Origin of the sequence: Pseudoalteromonas sp. TB25, assembly GCF_000497995.1 — a bacterium.
Lineage (GTDB): Bacteria > Pseudomonadota > Gammaproteobacteria > Enterobacterales > Alteromonadaceae > Pseudoalteromonas > Pseudoalteromonas distincta.
In genome coordinates this window covers 1-21,113 of the sequence record NZ_AUTI01000405.1, presented here as the reverse complement: position 1 = coordinate 21,113, position 21,113 = coordinate 1, and the positions used below count along the sequence as shown (strand labels likewise).

General features: G+C 39.0%; 20 protein-coding genes. 5 read left to right on the top strand and 15 right to left on the bottom strand.

Annotation, left to right across the window (positions count from 1 at the left end; genetic code table 11):
• Positions 1 to 119: 119 nt before the first annotated feature.
• From L652_RS0118200 to thrS, 8 genes are all read right to left on the bottom strand, one after another.
• Entirely contained in the window at positions 120 to 1,676 is a 1,557-nt protein-coding gene (locus L652_RS0118200; RefSeq protein ID WP_024596640.1) for a SulP family inorganic anion transporter, read from the bottom strand.
• A 129-nt stretch (positions 1,677 to 1,805) separates the two neighbouring features.
• On the bottom strand, positions 1,806 to 2,264 hold the full coding sequence (locus tag L652_RS0118195) for an Lrp/AsnC family transcriptional regulator (protein WP_002960703.1): 459 nt from the start codon (positions 2,262 to 2,264) through the stop codon (positions 1,806 to 1,808).
• Positions 2,265 to 2,370: 106 nt separating this feature from the next.
• The gene (locus L652_RS0118190) at positions 2,371 to 3,012 is read right to left on the bottom strand and encodes an MBL fold metallo-hydrolase (RefSeq protein WP_024596639.1); all 642 of its coding nucleotides are present in this window, start codon (positions 3,010 to 3,012) and stop codon (positions 2,371 to 2,373) included.
• A gap of 1 nt (position 3,013) precedes the next feature.
• Positions 3,014 to 4,831: a M14 family metallopeptidase gene (locus L652_RS0118185; protein WP_024596638.1), complete on the bottom strand. Its 1,818-nt coding sequence runs from the start codon at positions 4,829 to 4,831 to the stop codon at positions 3,014 to 3,016.
• Positions 4,832 to 5,272: 441 nt separating this feature from the next.
• Positions 5,273 to 5,632 (bottom strand): 50S ribosomal protein L20, encoded by a 360-nt coding sequence (gene rplT, locus L652_RS0118180; protein ID WP_002960711.1) that lies wholly within the window; start codon positions 5,630 to 5,632, stop codon positions 5,273 to 5,275.
• A gap of 15 nt (positions 5,633 to 5,647) precedes the next feature.
• The gene (gene rpmI, locus L652_RS0118175; RefSeq protein ID WP_002960713.1) at positions 5,648 to 5,848 is read right to left on the bottom strand and encodes a 50S ribosomal protein L35; all 201 of its coding nucleotides are present in this window, start codon (positions 5,846 to 5,848) and stop codon (positions 5,648 to 5,650) included.
• 211 nt (positions 5,849 to 6,059) lie between these two features.
• Entirely contained in the window at positions 6,060 to 6,593 is a 534-nt protein-coding gene (gene infC, locus L652_RS0118170) for a translation initiation factor IF-3 (RefSeq protein ID WP_076914938.1), read from the bottom strand.
• A gap of 59 nt (positions 6,594 to 6,652) precedes the next feature.
• Positions 6,653 to 8,563, bottom strand: coding sequence for a threonine--tRNA ligase (gene thrS, locus L652_RS0118165; protein ID WP_024595638.1), 1,911 nt, complete (start codon positions 8,561 to 8,563; stop codon positions 6,653 to 6,655).
• Positions 8,564 to 8,917: 354 nt separating this feature from the next.
• Between thrS and L652_RS0118160 the strand changes: the two genes are divergently transcribed.
• Together L652_RS0118160 and L652_RS0118155 are read left to right on the top strand one after the other, a co-directional pair.
• The gene (locus tag L652_RS0118160) at positions 8,918 to 9,364 is read left to right on the top strand and encodes a DUF3010 family protein (protein ID WP_024595637.1); all 447 of its coding nucleotides are present in this window, start codon (positions 8,918 to 8,920) and stop codon (positions 9,362 to 9,364) included.
• Positions 9,365 to 9,549: 185 nt separating this feature from the next.
• Complete coding sequence (locus L652_RS0118155) at positions 9,550 to 11,283, top strand: AMP-binding protein (RefSeq protein WP_024595636.1); 1,734 nt, start codon at positions 9,550 to 9,552, stop codon at positions 11,281 to 11,283.
• Positions 11,284 to 11,425: 142 nt separating this feature from the next.
• On the opposite strand, the gene hflX is transcribed toward L652_RS0118155, so the two are convergent.
• From hflX to L652_RS0118125, 6 genes are all read right to left on the bottom strand, one after another.
• Complete coding sequence (gene hflX / locus L652_RS0118150) at positions 11,426 to 12,775, bottom strand: GTPase HflX (protein WP_024595635.1); 1,350 nt, start codon at positions 12,773 to 12,775, stop codon at positions 11,426 to 11,428.
• A 327-nt stretch (positions 12,776 to 13,102) separates the two neighbouring features.
• Positions 13,103 to 13,573: a DUF1456 family protein gene (locus L652_RS0118145; protein ID WP_024595634.1), complete on the bottom strand. Its 471-nt coding sequence runs from the start codon at positions 13,571 to 13,573 to the stop codon at positions 13,103 to 13,105.
• 117 nt (positions 13,574 to 13,690) lie between these two features.
• A complete protein-coding gene (locus L652_RS0118140) occupies positions 13,691 to 14,935 on the bottom strand; it encodes a lipoprotein-releasing ABC transporter permease subunit (protein WP_024595633.1) in 1,245 nt (414 codons plus the stop codon).
• Entirely contained in the window at positions 14,925 to 15,623 is a 699-nt protein-coding gene (gene lolD, locus L652_RS0118135; RefSeq protein WP_007375330.1) for a lipoprotein-releasing ABC transporter ATP-binding protein LolD, read from the bottom strand. Before lolD ends, L652_RS0118140 begins: the two co-directional genes overlap by 11 nt.
• Positions 15,616 to 16,833, bottom strand: a complete 1,218-nt coding sequence (locus tag L652_RS0118130; protein WP_024595632.1) for a lipoprotein-releasing ABC transporter permease subunit — start codon at positions 16,831 to 16,833, stop codon at positions 15,616 to 15,618. The genes lolD and L652_RS0118130 overlap by 8 nt, the downstream gene beginning before the upstream one ends.
• A gap of 147 nt (positions 16,834 to 16,980) precedes the next feature.
• Entirely contained in the window at positions 16,981 to 17,853 is an 873-nt protein-coding gene (locus L652_RS0118125) for a LysR family transcriptional regulator (protein ID WP_024595631.1), read from the bottom strand.
• A 134-nt stretch (positions 17,854 to 17,987) separates the two neighbouring features.
• Here L652_RS0118125 and L652_RS0118120 point away from each other — a divergent pair, with 134 nt between their 5' ends.
• Positions 17,988 to 19,109 carry an S-(hydroxymethyl)glutathione dehydrogenase/class III alcohol dehydrogenase gene (locus L652_RS0118120; RefSeq protein ID WP_002960732.1) on the top strand — a complete coding sequence of 374 codons (1,122 nt, stop codon included), beginning with the start codon at positions 17,988 to 17,990 and terminating at the stop codon, positions 19,107 to 19,109.
• A gap of 72 nt (positions 19,110 to 19,181) precedes the next feature.
• Positions 19,182 to 20,024 carry an S-formylglutathione hydrolase gene (gene fghA / locus L652_RS0118115; RefSeq protein WP_024595630.1) on the top strand — a complete coding sequence of 281 codons (843 nt, stop codon included), beginning with the start codon at positions 19,182 to 19,184 and terminating at the stop codon, positions 20,022 to 20,024.
• Here fghA and L652_RS0118110 read toward each other — a convergent pair.
• The gene (locus L652_RS0118110) at positions 19,978 to 20,352 is read right to left on the bottom strand and encodes a hypothetical protein (RefSeq protein WP_008134020.1); all 375 of its coding nucleotides are present in this window, start codon (positions 20,350 to 20,352) and stop codon (positions 19,978 to 19,980) included. The two genes, fghA and L652_RS0118110, sit on opposite strands and share 47 nt — an antisense overlap.
• A 513-nt stretch (positions 20,353 to 20,865) precedes the next feature.
• Here L652_RS0118110 and L652_RS0118100 point away from each other — a divergent pair.
• The coding region (locus L652_RS0118100; protein ID WP_024603589.1) for an MgtC/SapB family protein at positions 20,866 to 21,113 on the top strand (248 nt) is incomplete at its 3' end.

Below are 21,113 nucleotides of genomic sequence, written 5' to 3'. Positions count from 1 at the left end.
CATAGCACTACAGCTTGCCTTGCTTTTTAAGAGTCTTACCGCAAACAAATAGTCGAGACACTAAAAAAGCGAAAGGTTATCCGCCTTCCGCTTTTTAAATATCAATAGCCTTGTGTAAATTAAGCTAGTTTATCTGATGCTACTTTGTAGGTTGGATCTTCAATCACATTCACTTCAACTAAATCTCGTGCTTTATGAAGCAACTGCGTACAGTCTTTACTTAAGTGACGTAAATGAAGTTGTTTACCTGCTTTTGTGTATTTGTCAGCAAGTGTATCAATTGCTTCTATTGCACTGTGGTCAGATACGCGGCTGTGTTTAAATTCAACAATCACATTTTTAGGATCATTTTTCACATCGAATAACTCAGAAAAGTTTTTAACAGAGCCAAAGAATAACGGACCATGTAGTTCGTACACCTTAGCGCCTTCCTGATCAATGTAGTTAGTTGTATATATCTGCTTCGCATGCTGCCAAGCAAATACTAGAGCCGATACAATAACACCCACACATACAGCAATCGCTAAATCAGTAATAACCGTCACGCCCGACACAAGAACAATTACAAATGCATCAGATAATGGTACGCGCTTCATCATTTTAAAGCTTGCCCATTCAAATGTACCAAGTACTACCATAAACATAACACCAACAAGTGCAGCTAATGGGATCATTTCAATTAAGCTAGAGGCAAAAATAATAAAACCAAGTAGCATAAGTGCAGCGCTTATACCTGATAAACGAGAGCGACCACCTGAATTTATATTGATCATTGATTGACCAATCATTGCACAACCACCCATTGCACCAAACATACCGCAGGTAATATTTGCAGCACCTTGACCAATACATTCTTTATTACTATGACCACGGGTTTCTGTAATCTCATCAATTAAGCTAAGCGTTAATAATGATTCAATTAAACCAATAGCCGCTAAAATAAGTGCATAAGGAAAAATAATTTGTAGCGTTTCGAAAGTAAACGGCACCATAGGAATATGAAATTCAGGCAAGCCGCCAGCGATTGTTGCAGCTTCGTCTCCAGTCATTCCTTTTAAGAAATCTAATACTGTATGCGCTTCTAAATCAAATCCAATCACTAATCCAGTTACAGTTACAATAGCAACTAGAGATGAAGGCACTGCTGTAGTCAATTTTGGCAAAAAGTGGATTATTGCCATGGTTAATGCAACTAAGCCAAGCATGATAAATAATGGATTACCTGTCATCCATTCTTGTCCGCCCATACCATCTGGCACTTTAAACTGCCCTAGCTGAGCTAAAAATATAACAATTGCTAACCCGTTTACAAAACCAAGCATTACCGGATGAGGAACCATACGGATAAACTTACCGAGCTTAAATACACCCGCGAGAATTTGCAGTATTCCCATCAGCAACACAGTTGCAAATAGATACTCAACACCGTGATCAAGCACTAAACTTACCATGACAACAGCTAGTGCACCGGTTGCACCTGAAATCATACCAGGGCGACCACCAAAAATAGCCGTAATTAAACCAACGATAAACGCGGCATATAGACCAACCAAAGGTTCTACATTTGCAACAAAGGCAAACGCAACTGCTTCTGGGACTAAGGCTAACGCCACAGTTAATCCAGATAGAATATCGTTTTTAGCAGAGCTAGGCGCCCTACTGAGTAAGTTAAACATTGAGGTCCTCAAATGGTGTAATCGGTATCAAAAAAAGCGCTAAATTCTACCAAATTAGCGCTCAGTTAACAATTATCATTATGTGGTTAAGCTAAACTAAAAATGGTTTAGCTTTTAAAAGAAGTGCTTTTACAAAGGAAGGGAAGTACTGCGTTTTACACATGTCATTGTTACATTAGAATGTACTTCTTGGACGTATTCTAAGCTTAGTAAATTATCGCGCACAAAATGCTCATACCCTTCTATGCCTTGTGAAATTATGCGTAGCATAAAGTCCATGGTACCAGCCATAGTGTAACACTCTGTTACCTCGTCGTAGCTCATGATCAGCTTTTCAAACTCAGCAAGATTCTTTTTACCGTGATTTGATAAACGCACATGTGCATATACAAGCATATCAAAGCCAAGTTTTTTCTCATCTAAAAGAGCCACTTTGCTTTTTATATAACCATCTTGCTCTAGCTTAGCGATTCGACGCCAGCATGGAGATTGAGACAAGCCTACTTTATCTGCAATTTCTGCGGTTGATAAACTAGCATCTTGTTGTAAAAGTGCCAATATTTGGCGATCTACGTGATTTAGAGACATTTTATTTCTTATTTATCAAATAAACTGGTTAAATTATACAACCATTTTAAAACTCAGTCTGCTTATTTTTAATGTTTATGCAGTTTGTAAACTTAAAATAAGCAACTTAACCAAACTTACCACTTATAAAAGGATTTGTTTTCTTTTCAAACCCCACCGTAGTGTCGCTACCATGTCCTGCCAATATTTTAGTATTATCAGGTAAGGTTAAAATATGCGTCTTAATCGACTCTATAAGTTGTTCACTGTTCCCCTTAGGAAAGTCAGTGCGCCCTACTGAGCCTTTAAAAATAACGTCACCGACAATAACGCACTCATAGTCTGGTTGGTAAAACACTATATGACCGGGTGTATGCCCCGGGCAATGTTTCACTAAAAAGCTAAGTTTACCTACGCTCACGGTGTCATTATGGTTTAGCCAAATATCCGGATAAAACGGTTCAATGGGTTTAAATCCAAACATCTGTGCTTGCATAGGTAAGTTTTCAAACCAAAAGTACTCATCTTTTTGTGGACCAATAATTTGTACGTTAAATTGATTTCGTAAAATATCAGCCCCACCCACATGATCTAAATGCCCGTGCGTTAACCAAATAGCACTTAATGCTAGTTTATGCTCATTAAGGACCGTTATTATTTTATCAGTGTCGCCACCTGGGTCGATAACCACAGCGTGTTTAGTTTCGCTACACCAAATAATACGGCTGTTTTGTGCAAAGGCAGTGACAGGTATAGTTATGATTTCCATATTAAATTTCTTTACTTTTTTGATCTGGAATAACAACTTCTTCTTCGAATGACATAAGTATTGGATACTTTAAGTACGCTTGATCATAAAATGGACTTTGTTCATATAACCAGTTTAATCGAGCTTCTGCGTCACTCGCGAATGATTTATCTTTAAGTTTTTCATCAAACTTAAGCGCAAGCTTTGGGTTATCTTTTAGCATTTGGCGTGCATACGGAATTAGCGCATAGTTTTCCATGTACTCGGTACGCTGAAAAATAGTATTAAACTCACCCCACGCAAAAAATGAATCAGGACCTTCTGGGTGCAATAAATGCACAGCAAGCTCACCTGCTTTTTGTTGAGTATTGACTTGATACCAACCATCTAAATCTACATTTATAGCAGGGACGTAATCAAAAGTTGCTGATACTCTAAAACGCCCTTCAAATGGTGCTTTATCAAACGTGTATTCAGCCACCTTTGCAACTTTCAAAGGCTGTGTGTTTGCCCCTTCAAGTTTATTAATAGAGACACCATGTAACTTTAGTTTCTCAATAATGTTGCTATATACAGGCGGAATAAAAAAAGCTTTAGGTACTTCAACTGTATGCTGTACATCTTTTTGCCAATAAATAGGTAAGTCAGTATATGTATGTGCTTTACCCAAATATTTCACTTCATTTTGACCCGAAAGTGAATTCATGCTTGATGAATATTCAATGCCTTTAAACTGCGCAATCGTATCAGCTTGCTTGGCATAGCCACGCTTTACTATTAGCTGTTTAGGAACAAATTCTTGTTCTTTTTTTACTGCATTAGCTAATTCATGACTGTGCTTTGATAGCGCAGTAATAGCACCATCTAAAAATACATAAGTTCCCAATACACGTTGCTTGTAAGGCTTCAATGAATGATTTTCGACTAAAATAGTCGGCAATGACTTTAAATCCCCCCAACCATTTGAAAAACGTGGCGTAGCAACCCAGCCCGCTAACCCTTTTTTAAAGTCGCGCTTGTCCATAACAAAAACAAGTGGTCCTGGGATGTGTCCTTGCTTCGCTAGCGTATCGTCAATGAGAGGTTTAAAAAACTGGTTTAATGTATCTGATACCGCAGGCGATTCGCTCGAAAATACCGGATTGTAACCATAAGTCACATCGTATTGGTAATCTGCGCCGTCGGTAACGTGTACATCAATGTATAAATTTGGGTTGTAGTCGTTAATAACCTTTAAAACACTTCTAACTTCTGGGGTATCTAATTTAGTAAAATCACGATTTAAATTAAGGTTATTAGCATTTGTTCTAAAGCCCATTTTTGCAGGGCCCCGTTGATTAATGCGATTGAACGCACTGCTACGTTCGTGGCCATCTACATTTAAAATAGGAATAAATAATATGTTTACCTTTTTTAAAATGTCACGGCGCTTACCCGTCGCTATATCTCTGAGTAACATGAACATGGCATCTTTACCGTCTATTTCCCCAGAATGTATTCCTGCCTGGATAAAAATAGTTGGCTTAGTGCTATTAGCCATTTGCCTTGCTTCAAAAAAACCTTGCTCACTGGCAATTAGCATTTTTATTGCACGCTTACTATTACTATAGCCAATGGTTTGAGATTGAAACTGAGTAGGGTTTGCAGCAACTAACCTATCTACAAATGCCATTGTATTTGCATAATCGGGCGACGCTTCACCTGCAGATAACTCAAAGTCAGTAGTTAACGGCCCTTGTTTTTGTAAAAGCTCTACGCTTTTCCCCTGCCACTCAATGAGTGGAGGTAAGTGTGCGTCATACGTCACACTTGCAGATAAAATGAGTAAACTTGCAAACATAAAATTCTCTAACAAACGCCTTAATTATATAAATTATATCAACTAAATTTTTTATAATGAGGAAACTGCGGTGATTCAACAAAAAAATGCAGCCAAATACATTTCACTCATTCACACCTGTGTTTTTAGGCTTTATAACCTTATTAAGTATTATACCAATGTGCAATAATACTTAATCATTTTGCGGGGCTAAACATGTCGCTACCTGCGTTAAAAAACTCTCATTTATGACTGCATGGATGCAGAAGGTAGAGCAATGCAGGAGCAATTGCCGAGAACAACTAAATAGCGAATTTTTTGCCTAGCTATCAACACGTTTTTCCGCCCTCAAAATAGATCATTTAATTAAGCGAATTAGTATTACTCATTGGGTTAAGTTACTAAATTACAAGCACAAAAAAAGGAGCCATAGGCTCCTTTTTAATACTTATATAAAAAAGCTTAAGCGGCTAGGCCTTCTTTTGCTTTTTCTACAAGCGCTGCGAATGCAACTTGGTCATAAACAGCGATATCTGCAAGGATCTTACGATCGATTTCTACAGAAGTCTTTTTAAGACCATTGATAAAACGGCTGTAAGACAGACCATTTTGACGTGAAGCAGCATTGATACGTGCAATCCATAATTGACGGAAAGTACGTTTCTTCGCACGACGGTCACGGTAAGCGTATTGACCCGCTTTAGTAACAGCCTGGAAAGCTACGCGGTAAACACGTGAACGTGCTCCGTAGTAACCTTTTGCTTGTTTTAAAACTTTTTTGTGACGTGCACGTGCGACAACGCCGCGTTTAACTCTTGCCATTTCTAAAAACCCCTATTAAGCGAACGGTAACATACGTGAAACTAGACCATGGTCATTTTTATGAACCATCATCTTAGGACGTAGGTGTAACTTACGCTTAGAAGTTTTCTTAGTCAGAATATGACGAAGATGCGCTTGTTTACGCTTGAAACCGCCAGAAGCAGTCTTTTTGAAACGCTTAGCAGCGCCACTGTGACTTTTTAGCTTATAAGCCATTGCAATAACTCCAATTGTATTGCTTTTAAATTAGTAAGCAGGCGTGAGGTATATTTCTATAGCTCCACTTTTAGGCCTAACTTACTGCCATGTTCCGGTGAAGACCCAACATAAATGCCGCAATCTTGCTTTAAGACCGGTTAACTCAGGTGAATATTCGCATATTGCTTGCAGACCTGAGCTAATTTCGGTGCGTATTATCGCTTAAAAATTATTTTTTAGCAACAGGCGCCATCATCATAACCATTTGGCGGCCTTCAACACGATTTGGGAAAGACTCAACTACTGCAATCTCTTCTAAATCGGCTTTGATACGGTTTAATAATTCTATACCAATTTCTTGGTGAGCCATTTCACGACCACGGAAGCGGATAGTAATCTTAGCTTTATCACCAGCTTCTAAGAACTTACGTAAGTTGCGAAGCTTAACCTGATAATCACCTTCATCCGTACCAGGACGGAATTTGATTTCTTTTATCTGGATTTGCTTTTGCTTCTTCTTCTGCTCTTTTAGTTCTTTGCTTTTTTCAAAGATGAACTTACCGTAGTCCATGATTCTACAAACAGGCGGCTCAGCNCCCGCTGCATCGGCCATAGTTTGCGCGTCTTGTAATGACTGAATTCCAGCTTGTTCGCCTTCAATGTCAATTAAACGAACTTCTTGCGCTGTAATTTCTTCGTTAATACGATTTTTTTGAGCTGTTTGTTGCCCTTTCTTGCCGCCTCTAATAGTACGTTCCTCCAAGAATATCAATAATATAAGCGTGTAAATGGCTGTTTGTTAATGCCTTACACGCTCGATTTTTACTGTCGATTTTTAATTTCTTCACTAATTTTAGCTACAAAATCATCAACATTAAATTTGCCAAGGTCTTCACCTGTGCGAGTACGCACTGCTACTTCTTGCTGTTCAACTTCTTTATCGCCAACAACAAGTAAATATGGAATACGCTTCAGTGTATGCTCACGGATTTTAAAGCCAATCTTCTCATTTCTCAAGTCAGCAGCGGCTCTAATTCCAAGTTTATTTAATTTTTGTACAACTTCTTTAACATAAGGAGCCTGTTTATCGGTAATATTCATAATTACCACTTGCTTTGGTGCAAGCCACGTCGGGAATAAACCAGCGTACTCTTCAGTTAAAATGCCAATAAAGCGTTCAATAGAACCTAAAATAGCACGATGTATCATTACAGGTGTACGACGCTCGTTATTTTCTGCTACATAAGTAGCACCTAAACGACCCGGTAATGCAAAGTCTAATTGCACTGTACCACACTGCCACGCTCTGTCTAAACAATCGTACAAAGTAAATTCAATCTTAGGACCGTAAAACGCGCCTTCGCCCGGAAGATAATCAAATTCAATATCGTTTAGCTTAAGTGCATCAGCTAAAGCAAGCTCTGCTTTATCCCACATATGGTCTTCACCAATGCGTTGTTCTGGGCGAGTAGATAGCTTAACTACAATCTTCTCAAATCCGAATGTTTCATATGTATCATAAACCATCTTAATACACGCTGACACTTCGTCCATTATCTGCTCTTCAGTACAGAAAATGTGAGCGTCATCTTGTGTAAAGCCACGTACACGCATTAAACCGTGTAGTGCACCTGATGGTTCATTACGATGACAACAACCAAATTCAGCCATACGAAGTGGTAAATCACGGTACGATTTTAAACCTTGGTTAAAGATTTGCACGTGACCAGGGCAGTTCATTGGTTTAATTGCGTATTCACGTTTTTCAGACTCAGTGGTAAACATTGCTTCTGAATATTTTTCCCAGTGACCTGATTTTTCCCAAAGTGAACGGTCCATCATCATTGGACCTTTTACTTCTTCGTACTCATATTCGCGTAATTTTTCACGTACAAATTCTTCAAGCTCGCGGTAAATGCTCCAACCATCGTTGTGCCAAAATACCATGCCTGGCGCTTCTTCTTGCCAATGCCATAAATCAAGCGCTTTACCAATACGACGGTGATCGCGTTTTTCAGCTTCTTCAAGGCGCTTTAAATACGCTTTAAGTTGCTTTTTATCGCCCCACGCGGTGCCGTAAATGCGTTGTAGCATTTTGTTTTCTGAATCACCACGCCAATATGCACCCGCCACTTTCATTATTTTAAAGTTTTGGCAAAATTTCATGTTAGGAACGTGAGGTCCACGACACATGTCTACATATTCTTCGTGATGATATAACCCAGGACGGTCATCTTTAGCGATGTTTTCGTCCAAAATTTCTATTTTGTATGTTTCGCCACGCGCTTCAAATGTATCGCGTGCTTCTTGCCAGCTTACTGTTTTTTTCACTACGTCGTAGTTGGTTTTTGCAAGTTGCAGCATACGCTTTTCAATTGCTTCAAGATCATCTTGTGATAGTGAGTGTTCCATATCGATATCGTAGTAAAAACCGTTATCAATGGTAGGACCAATTGCCATTTTTGCGTCTGGGAAAAGTTGCTTAACTGCATGACCGATTAAGTGAGCACAAGAGTGACGAATGATTTCAAGGCCGTCATCGTCTTTAGCGGTAATGATCTCAAGACGAGAGTCATCACTAATTAAATCACATGCATCAACACGGTCGCCATTTACACGGCCCGCAATGGTCGCTTTAGCTAAACCAGGACCAATGTCGTTTGCAACATCAAGCGTGCTTACAGGGTTTTCAAAACTACGTTGACTTCCGTCTGGAAGAGTAATAACTGGCATTATAAATCCTTGCTACAGTGGTGACACCTACAATGTATCACGTGTATTTTTAATAAATTAAATGAGAATGACTCGACAACGCTTTTACGAATAAGCATTGACTAATATATGTAGATGAGGAGTCTATTCAACTACAAAGATATATTGTCGCGTGCCGCGCATTTAATTACAAGTTTAAAGGGGTGAAATCGACCCGTTTTATCCACAAAATGTAGCTTTTAAAGCAAAAAAATCATTTTATTAAAATATAAAAGCATCAATGCATTAATTACGCGCCTACAGCTATACCCACACTCGCATTTTAATGTGCGTTGCGTATAATACTGCGTAATTAAGTTATTTTAGAGAATAGACATGAGAACATGTGGTGTAGAAATTACCGGTAGTGATGTACTACTTTGTATTTTAAGTAAAGATAATGACGTATTTGATATTCGCGATGTGCGCCAAACACGCTTTACCTTAGGTAACGGTAACGACACTGAAGTAATGCGTAAATTTCAATTCGATTTTGCAAAACTAATGCAAGATTACCAAATTGATTCTGTTGCAATTCGTGAGCGTCAGCCTAAAGGTAAATTTGCTGGCAGTGCAAAAGGCTTTAAAATGGAAACTGCAATTCAATTAATCAACAACTTAGATGTACGTTTATTTACTACAACTGAAGTTAAAGAGCAGTTAAAACGCAACCCCATCCCTATTGATTTTGAAGAAACAGGCCTTAAAAAGTACCAAGAAAATGCTTTTGTAAACGCTTACGTTTATATCATGAAAAAAACATACCGCAGCGACGAAATGTAAAATCATTACTCGTTTAAAAACGCGTACTTACATTGTAAGACGCGTTTTTTTGTGTCTAAAAAGTAGTATTAGCTTTTATTAATCTAATAATACATTAGTCTAACCACACTTCTCTTTGTCGACAATATGTGTTTATTTTAACTTTGTAGTTTACATAACTCACACACATTTTCATGGAGAGAGCAATGCACACAAACACTACCCCGGTAAAAGAAGTAGAGCAAATAAATCACTTGCCGTTATCTCAAAGCTACTTTAAAGGTATACAAAGCACACCTTTAACAAATTCAACTATAGGCGATTACTTTGACTTCATTGTCGACAAAAACCCAGAGGCGTTAGCTATTGTAGTTCATCACCAAGGTATTAGATTAACGTATAAAGAATTTCAAAAAGAAGTTAATCAGCTTGCTAAGGGGTTACTTGCCCTTGGCGTAAAACCAGGTGAGCGCGTTGGTATTTGGTCTCCTAATAATATTGAGTGGTGCTTAACCCAATTTGCAACGGCAAAAATTGGCGCAATAATGGTGTGCATCAACCCGGCATATCGTCCTAACGAATTACAATATGCTTTAAATAGTGTTGAATGCTCAACTCTAATCACAGCATCAAATTTTAAAGGCAGTGATTACTTAGAAATGCTTAATGGTTTAGCGCCAGAACTTGCAACTTGCGATAAGTACACACTTAATTTAAAAGCACTACCCACTCTTAAAAATATAATCCGCATTGGCGATGAAGCATCTCCTGGTATGCACTCTTTTAATGATGTTATTAACTTGCCAACAGCAGCTCATGAGCTTGAATTAAAAGCAATAGGTGAAAACTTAAATGCTGATCAAGACATCAATATACAATTTACATCAGGTACAACAGGCAACCCAAAAGGCGCAACGCTCACTCATAAAAATATTTTAAATAATGCGCTATTCGTCGCCGAATCTATGCACTTTACGAGCGATGACAAGTTATGTATCCCTATCCCGTTATATCATTGCTTTGCAATGGTATTGGGTAGCTTATTGTGTGTTAGTAAAGGTGCAGCAGCCATTTACCCTAGTGATTCGTTCGATGCAAAAACCACGCTTGATGTAGTTCAACAAGAAGGATGTACAGCGCTGCACGGTGTACCTACTATGTTTATTAGTGAGCTTGAGCTGAGTAACTTTAACGATTATGACCTAAGTACTTTACGCACGGGTGTAATGGCAGGCTCTACATGCCCAGAGCAAGTAATGCGCAAAGTACAAACACAAATGAACATGCATCAAATACTGATTGCTTACGGGCAAACGGAGTGCAGCCCCATAAACAACATTACCGAAACAGACTCTTCAATAGAGCGGCAAGTAACAACGGTTGGCCGCGCACTTGCCCATACCGAGGTTAAAATAATTGACGAGCTGGGTAACATTCAAAAAATTGGTCAACCTGGCGAAGTGTGTAGTAAAGGTGCAGGCATAATGCGCTGCTATTGGAATGACGAAGCTAAAACAAAAGCCACAATAGATGACGAAGGTTGGCTGCACTCTGGCGATTTAGGTGTCATGGATACAGAAGGGTTTGTTACGATTGTTGGGCGTATAAAAGATATGATTATTCGCGGCGGCGAAAACATTTACCCTCGAGAAATAGAAGAAGTACTTTACACCTACCCTGGCATTCAAGATGCTGCCATATTTGGTATAACCGATGAAAAGTATGGCGAAGAAGTGTGCGCTTGGATCCAACCAAAAGAAGATGCTGTACTTGATGAGCAAGCAATTCGTGAGTTTTTAAAAGACAAACTAGCCTACTTTAAAATGCCACGACATATCCGTTTCGTAGAAAACTACCCAATGACAGTAACAGGTAAACTGCAAAAATTTAAAATGCGCGAGCAAATGCAAGAAGAGCTAAGCGACAACGCTTTTTCCTAGTTTCGTCTTTAAGTAACTGAGGCTCTGGGTAGGGAATTTATCTCAGAGCTATGTTCAGAGCTAGCAGCGTTAAATTTACGTATGTTAGGACTAATACTAAAAAGCACAGCCAATTGGCTGTGCTTTTTATGTACTGAATTTATTATAAATTCAACATTCTCTTTTTTAAACGTTCTAAATCAATCGCACTCGAACGCACTGTTAATTTAATATGGCTGTATTCATATTCTTCTTTAACAACACTCATACTCGATCGAATTTCGCCCACAATACCTTTAGCTGTGTACGGTATAACAATCTCTTCTTCAATCATGTCCTCTTGAGCAATGCCAATAATGTATTTGTGCAGTTTACTAATATCATCTGGATTACGTGTAGAAGTCATCATCGCATCAGGAAACTCATCCATTAGCGACTGCTGTTGATCAGTACTTAATTGGTCTGACTTATTCAGTACTAATAATTTTTTGCTACCTTCTACCCCAACTTCTGCCAGTACTTTATGTACTACTTCAAGTTGTGAGCGAAAAGAAGGATCTGAAGCATCTACAACATATAACAGTAACGACGCATCATGTGCCTCAGCGAGCGTTGAATGAAATGAAGCAACCAAATCATGAGGTAATTTTTTAATAAAACCAACCGTATCTGAAACCAATATACGAGGCTGGGTAATCGGATACAGCGCGCGAACAGTGGTATCTAGCGTTGCAAAAAGTTTGTTTTCGCCTTCTACATCACTACCTGTAATTGCGCGCATCATTGATGACTTGCCCGCATTGGTATAACCAATTAAAGCCACTGAGAATAGCTCAGAGCGCTGCGTACGTCTGTCCATCATTACATCTTGAACACTAACAAGTTCGCGCTTTAATTCTGCTAACTGATCGCGCACCTTACGGCGATTTAGCTCAAGTGTGGTTTCACCCGCACCTTTACCCATTTGGCGTTCTTTATCACCTGTTGATGTTTCACGAAGCCGTGGCGCGACATAATTAAGGCGAGCAATTTCAACTTGTAATTTTGCTGTTTTAGTACGCGCATGACGGCTAAATATTTCAATGATAATACCAGTGCGATCAAATACTTCTACACCTAATTGGTTCTCAACATTACGTAGTTGAGAAGGCGTTAAATCGCAGTCAAATACCACTACATCGGCACATGCAAACTCTAAATCGTTTGATGGAATTTCTGAGGATATTTCGGTTAAAGGGTCTTCATCAAGTAAATCATCTTCTTGCTCGTTTTCAACCATCCCTTTATTGCCGGTAAGGTGTGCTATTTCAGCTAGTTTTCCTGAGCCCAGTACATTAACTTTTTGGGTAGAACTTTGCTTTTGCGATTGTGTACCTACTACTTTAAAGCCTAATGTAGTTACCAAACGAGCAAGCTCTGCAAGCGATTCTGTTGCTTCGTCGCCTTTAAATTGTGGTGTACTAATAGAAATAAGTAACGCATTAGGAAGTGATGGTTTTGCAGTTAGTTGCATAATTTTTTATATGTTAATGCACCTAAAGTGCAAACCTAATTTTCATTCGAAAGTAACTTGATCCTACGCTGTTATGACCGAGCTTTACAGCGTTATAGCTTACGAATGCAATTATTATCTTTATTTTGCCAAAATTAGCGTTAATCTGTGAACTATTTGTGCGGGGGCAATATAATTTTTACACGCAAGTAAACCAATAAGTAACTTGGTGTTGTTATAAATGTATTTAATTATTAAGTGTTGGGGTTTAACATTGATAATAGGCTTTATGTAGCATTGCACATACACAAGCCCATTAACTAAAAGCTAATTAGCTAAAACCAGTTACTAAGCAGACTCTTCTGGACGATGCTGCTTTTGTACGCCGGTTAAAAACAAACGTAATATTTGATCGTTACAAACACGGTAATGTTTGTTATCTACTTTACGAGAAAATGCGCTTAACTCATGCTTACTTAAATCAAAATCAACAAGTGCAAGTGTTGCTATAACATCTTCTGCTTTCATATTTAAAGCAATACGTAGCTTCATAAAGATAATATTGTTGTTTAGCTTTTTCTCTGGCTCTGGTTGCTCACCTTCGCGTTTGCCACGTTGGGTATTAATAAACCCATTTAAAAAGCTTGCAAACTCAGTATCACTTATTGGGGTAAAAGCCTCTTCACCTTCTTTAGTTAACCATGCAATTACTTGCTCTTTGGTGACCGTATGCTCTGCTGATGCAAAAACATTGACCATAGCAGTATCAATTAAGTTAAAAGTGTAGCGAATGCGGCGTAAAATATCGTTATTAGTCAAAGTAAATCCCAAAGTGAGGTATAGCAACCAAGCAGTTATTGCTTAATTTTATATAAGCACCTAGTTTAACAGGTTTACTAATACCACCCTATTAATTTTTATCTGAGCTTCTTATACCTAGTTACCAAGCACCTTGGCAGGATCTACGCGCGTTGCTTGCCATGCAGGATAAATAGTGGCAAGTATCGCAAGCACAAACGTAACAATCACTGTAATACCAATGTCTTCAAGTACTAATTTACTTGGTAAAAACTCTATAAAATAAACGCCCTCAAGTGGATTGGCTCCAAATAATTGGCTTATCCACGTAAAAAGCTCACTTATATTAAGCGCTAATACCACGCCAATTAGTGTCCCTAGTGCCACGCCTACAAATGCTTGCATTAAGCCTTGCATTACAAAGGTGGCTAAAATAGTACTGTCTTTCGCGCCCATGGTTTTTAAAATTGCGATATTGCCTTGTTTTTCGCGTACTTCCATCACCAAGGACGATACAATATTAAAACTGGCTACCGCTATAATTAAAAACACCACAATATAAACAATGGTACGCACCATTTGAATATCTTGATAAAGGCTGCCTTGGGTTCTAAACCAACTAGAAATATACACGTAGTCGTCAATAGTTTGGCCCACTCTTAGCGCTATTTGATGCGCCGAAAACACATCATCAACACTTAAACGCAGCCCTGTTACTTGGGTTTCATCGTAACCCAATGTTTGCTGTGCTTTGTTAAGATGTATAAATGCAGCGGTACTATCAATCGGTCCGCCCATTTCTATAACACCTGCAAGGTTAAGTGTTACGCGTTTAGGCGCTAATAATGATTGACCTTTTTGACTAATTTGCGGAATAAGTAATGTAATGTTATCGCCTACTTTGGCGTCTAACTGTTTTACTATTTGTTTACCTAAAATTACATCGTCAAGGCCTAGCTGGCTGACTAATTTACCACTGGTAAACTGATTTACCGCCGATACATTACTCTCGAGCGATGGCTCTACACCTCGAATTTTTATCGCTTTTAGCTGGCTTTTATATTGCGCCATCCCATTCACTGCAATAAATGGCGCAGCCCCTGTTACATGCGGTTGTGTTTGTAAATCCTCAATTTTTTGCGACCAATTCGCGATGGGTCTACTTGGTGCTACATATTCAACCTGTGGCACAACACTTAGTAATCTATGTACTAGTTGCTGCTCAAAACCATTAATTACCGACAGCGCCACAATTAAAACCGCGACACCTAATAAAATACCAATAGTGGACGCTTTAGCGATAAAACTAACAAAGCCGTTTTTTTCATCTTTGTGGCCTGAATAGGCTCTAAAACGTTTACTTAAAAATGCACTAAGCAACATGCTGCGACTCTTTAATAGCTAGTTTTCCATCGTCTAAATAAGCTATTTTGCCCAGCTTATCGGCAAGTTCTAAATCGTGTGTAACTACCACAAAACTGGTGTTTAAGCTTTGGTTAAGCTCATTAATTAAATCGTAAATTTTAATCGCATTTTGTTTATCTAAATTACCGGTTGGTTCATCAGCAAGCACAAGCGCAGGTTTTGTAACCAGTGCACGGGCAATAGCCACGCGTTGGCGCTCTCCACCAGAAAGCGCAGACGGTTTATGCGAGCTGCGATGTGCAAGGCCTACTTTTTCGAGCATATCGAGCGCTTGAGCTTTGGCTTCTTTTGCACTCAAGCCTTTAATTAATAATGGCATAGCCACGTTTTCGACTGCGCTAAACTCCATTAATAAGTGATGAAATTGATAGATAAAGCCCAAGTTTTGGTTTCTAAATGCGGCTTGCTCTGTTCGCGAAAGTTTTGCAACTTCTTGGTTTTTAATTTTAGCGCTACCTGAGCTTGCGGTATCTAATGTGCCAAGTATGTGTAAAAGCGTACTTTTACCAGAGCCAGAACTCCCTACAATAGCGAGCATTTCACCTTGCTGCAGCGCTAAATCAACACCTTTTAATACTTCAACTTGGTTGCTGCCATCTTGATAAACTTTACTTAAATTTTCACAACTAATTACTAAATCATTCATAACGTAATACCTCTGCTGGTTTTACTTTTGCGGCTTTACGCGCAGGATATAAGGTAGCTAAAAAGCTCATAGCAATACTGGCAAACGCTATTATTACTAAACTCAAAATATCAAATTTTACCGGAAGCTCTATACCTGCCAATAAGTTTAAGCCCACTAATGCAAGTAGCTCATTTATATATAAACTAAATATTACACCTAAAAATGCGCCTATTGCTGTACCAATTACGCCGTTATATAAGCCTTGCACCATAAACACTTTTTGCACTTGCGAAGGCGTTAAACCTAACGTTTGTAGTATGGCCACTTCACCTTGTTTTTCGCTTACCATCATGGTTAATGCCGATACAATATTAAATACAGCCACCAATACAATGAGGGCAAGCAACATAGACATAATGCGCTTTTCCATAGCAACGGCTGCAAATAGAGTACCTTGGGTACTGCGCCAATCACTATAATTATGATCTTGTAAAATACGCTGGCTTGCTTCAATAAACTCATCTAGTTCGAAAGGTTCGTGCAATGAAACACTTAAATTTGGGGCAGTGTTTTTATCCAGCTTTAATACCCGTTGTAGTGAAGCGCCACTTGTAAACGCAAGTGCCATATCTATCTCAGATCCGGTTTCGTATATTGCGGCCACTTTAAATAAACGCTGGCTGGGTACTCGCCCAAGAGGTGTATATGTTGAAGCATTAGGCATAATAACGCGAAGCTTATCACCCACGCTAACGCCTAATTTACGACTCAAATAACGGCTTATAGCAATGTTGTAATTTTTGTTTAATACAGTTTTCCAATCGCCTTGCACTATTTTATCGGTAATTTTATACAAAGACCCGCTGTCGTTATAAAGGCCTTGTAGTAAAACGCCGTGCAAGTCTTTATTCGTTTGCAAAATAGCTTCGCCGTGGCGATATAAGCTTACATGATCAACATAAGGAGATTGTTCGAGGTCGGTTTTAAGGGTGCCCATTTGGGTGGCAGTGTGTTTACCTGCGCTAACTTCAACATGCGGAATAAGTCCAAGCATATTGGTTTTTAGGCTATTTTCAAACCCGTTCATTACACTGCTTACCGTAAATAATGCCATTAAACCAATAGCGATACCGGCAATAGAAAAAAACGAAATAAACGATATAAACGCATTTCCTTTAGAGGAGCGACTATATCTAAGCCCTATAAATAAGCTAACCGGTTGAAACATATTATTTTTAACACTTATCGTAAAAGTATTGAGCAATAGTAGCACGAAAAAAGTGCCTTTGGGTATGGCGTAAAATGTAAGAAATAATTTAAAAATCTGATACTTGGCTATATTTACAGCAATACATGCTTAACCATTAATTCGCGATTAAGCTTTCAGCCCTTTAACTAAATAATCGAGCAATACCCGTACATTAGTCGCCACAAACTGCCTTGGTGGATATACGCCCCATACCCCTTCTTGCTGTGGTTGATAGGGTGTTAAAATAGGCACCAATTGCCCTGAGTTAATTTCGTTTTCAATGTAGTAGTCTGGGAGTTGTACAATACCGAGCCCCTTTTTTGCGCCATCCACCAGCGCCCAACCACTATTACACTGTAGCCGCCCTGCTATTTTAATGTCTTTATCGCGCCCATTTTCGTTTACGCGCCAGTAGCTACTATTCCCAATTAAACATTCATGGCTGTTTAGCTCGCCTAAAGTATGCGGCTCACCAAATCGCGTTAAATACTGCGGTGCAGCGCACATAATAAAACGCCGCGCACTTAACCTACGCGCTTTTAAGCTCGAATCTTTTAAATGCCCTAACCTTATGGCTAAATCAAATCCGCCCTCTAATAAGTTTTCTTGCTCGTTACTTAGTGTGGCAACAACTTCTACCTCGGGATGCTCCTTCATAAAATTATGCACTATGGGCATAATAAAGCTCTCTCCGTACATAACTGGTGCTGTGAGCTTTATTTTACCTTTAGGCGTACTTTGTTGCTGAGCAAGGCCTTGAGTTGCCTCGTCCATAGCGTGTTGTAAGTGCTTTATTTGATGTAAGTACACTTCACCTTCTTTAGTTAAAACCACTTTACGAGTAGTACGAGTTAAAAGCTGGGTATTTAAACGTTGCTCAAGCGCCGTAACATGGCGGCTAATATGCGCAACCGAAAGCCCAAGCATTTTTGCAGCCGCAGTAAAGCTGCCCTCTTCACCAACCGCTATAAACTCATCAATTCCATCCCAACGTGCCATTATTACTATACTGTAAAAGTGTTTTAATAAAATTGAGATTATCATTATTTGAGAAACAAATACAATAAGCCCATCACCCAAGCAAATTGGGTCTACAATTATTTTTTAATAGCCAGTTAAAGGAAATAAAACACATGTCTGAATTTATTAAATCAAAAGCTGCCATTGCTTGGGGTCCTAATCAACCACTTAGTGTTGAAGAAGTTGATGTGATGATGCCTAAAAAAGGCGAAGTTATGGTAAAAATTACCGCTACAGGTGTGTGTCATACTGATGCATTTACATTATCAGGACAAGATCCTGAAGGCATATTTCCTGCTATTTTAGGTCACGAAGGCGCTGGTGTTGTCTATGCAGTTGGCGAAGGCGTAACGAGTGTTGAAGTGGGGGATCATGTTATTCCTTTATACACTGCAGAATGTGGCGTATGTAAAATGTGTACTTCAGGTAAAACTAACCTGTGTTCAGCCGTGCGCGAAACACAAGGTAAAGGCCTAATGCCAGACGGCACTACACGTTTTTTTAAAGATGGCCAACCAATTTATCACTACATGGGTACATCAACTTTCTCTGAGTACACTGTATTGCCAGAAATCTCACTTGCTAAAGTAAATAAAGAAGCATCACTAGAAGAGATTTGCTTACTAGGCTGTGGTGTAACAACGGGCATGGGCGCAGTTACCAACACAGCTAAAGTAAAGCCTGGCGACACTGTTGCTATATTTGGCTTAGGCGGTATTGGTTTGTCTGCGATTATTGGCGCAAAAATGGCTGGTGCAGGTCGTATTATCGGTGTTGATATAAACACCACTAAATTCGATTTAGCTACAAAACTAGGTGCTACTGATTTAATTAACCCAAAAGATTTCGACAAGCCAATTCAAGAAGTTATTGTTGAAATGACAGATGGCGGCGTTGACTACTCGTTTGAATGTATCGGTAATGTTGACGTAATGCGCTCAGCGCTTGAGTGTTGCCACAAAGGTTGGGGTGAGTCGGTCATTATTGGTGTGGCAGGTGCAGGCCAAGAAATATCAACCCGTCCGTTTCAGCTGGTAACTGGGCGTGTATGGCGTGGTAGTGCATTTGGTGGCGTTAAAGGCCGTTCACAACTCCCTGAAATTGTTGAGCGTTACATGGCAGGTGAATTTGCTCTTAGCGACTTTATTACTCACACAATGAGCCTTGAAGATATTAACGAAGCGTTTGATTTAATGCACGAAGGCAAAAGTATTCGTACAGTCATTCATTACTAATAAACTGCATTCGTAAAATAGCTTATTAATAAGCCGTAATACTTTTAAGTTTACGGCTTTTAAGGATTAAGTATGTTAGAAAATATCTCAAGTGTAAAAGTGTCTGGCGGTTGGCATAAGCAATATACTCACAGCTCGCAAAGTACACATTGCACTATGCGCTTTGCCGTATTTTTACCACCTGGCGCAAGTGAAGCAAATAAAGTACCGGTACTTTATTGGTTATCGGGATTAACCTGTACCGACGAAAATTTTATGCAAAAAGCCGGTGCATTTAAAAAAGCAGCAGAGCTGGGTATTGCTATTGTAGCGCCTGACACTAGCCCGCGTGGCGAAAACGTACCCAATGAAGACAGCTACGACTTTGCACAAGGCGCAGGCTTTTACGTAAATGCCACGCAAGCTCCTTACAACACCCATTTTAATATGTACGATTATGTTGTTAGTGAATTACCAGCATTGATAGAGCAACATTTTCCGGTAACAAGCACAAAAGCAATTAGCGGTCACTCTATGGGCGGGCACGGTGCATTAATGGTCGCACTTAAAAACCCGACTGCGTTTGTAAGTGCCTCGGCTTTTAGCCCTATTGTAAATCCGATTGAATGCCCTTGGGGTGTAAAAGCATTTACTGGTTATTTAGGAAATGATAAAGCGCTTTGGAAGCAATACGACAGCTGCGAGCTGATGAAAAACGCAGAGCAAGCTAATTACTTACCTATGTTAGTGAGTCAAGGTGATGCCGATGGTTTTTTACAAGAACAACTTAAGCCAGAAAACTTAGTCGCTATTGCAGATAAAAAAGGCTACCCGCTTACACTTGAAATGCAAGCAGGCTACGACCATAGCTACTTTTTTATAAGCAGCTTTATTGACCAACACTTATTATTTCATCATCAGTTTTTAACTGCTTAGACTCATTAGTGTGTAGAGATGACTTTTCTACCTCTACACACTCTTTTAGACTTTTAGTGACCTGCCTACATACTTGCGTAGTAGTGCTTTCCCCTTTAACTAGGCTAACAAGAGCCGAATCTATCTTTAATCCCATATCAGTAAAGTTAAATCCGTTTTTATCTGTAGGTACTGGCTCTAGTGGGTTTTTATAAGGTGTTGACTGCGCCGGGCTAATACTATTTTTATCATTACGCGCCTGAGATTGTGCTTGCCCATCAATAATAGCGCCCGCAACTGTACAGCCAGAAAGGCAATAAAAAAACAAAAGTACAATAATTGTTTTCATCATTCATCCTTAACAAAATATTACCTAAATTGTATACGTTTTTTATTGTAACTCTGTAAAAAAATGTAAGTATTACTACCTAAAATCATTTATAAACTTTCTTGTAACACCCACCAGCTGCAATATAAAAAATGGCGACCCTAAATAACCTAAAATTTTATTAATGGTAGGTTGTAAGTGTTCTGTGAGAAGTTCAGGAAATAAAAAAGCAAAAACAGATAACCCAGCGCAAAATAGTAACGCTGTTTTTTCAAGTTTAGTGGGTGTGATTAATGTTTTATTTAAAGGCAAAAGGTTCACATAGGTGTCTTTTAGGTATGATAAAAGAGTACGGGGCTTTAAAACTCAGATCAAATTAACTATCGCGTAAAATAGTAATAAAAACATGTAAAAGTTTACTCAATAATTTTTATTAAACTCAGCTTCCTACAATAAACCATTGATTATTAGTTATTTATGCAATGGCCCACTGTTTGCTTATTATTAACAAAATTAACCCGCATAGGCTCAATAATGGAAATTGATTTACAGTGGAATGAAATCATCGATAACTTAATACATTTAGGTATTGCATACCTACTTGCGCTACCTATGGCTTACGACAGAGAGCGTAGCCATGATGGTGCAGGCCTTCGTACCTTTCCTCTTGTTGCTGTTGCATCGTGTGGGTATGCATTAATAGCGATGTCGGTTTTAGATGGCGCAGAAGCTCAATCTAAAATGTTGCAAGGCATCATTACTGGCATTGGTTTTATTGGCGG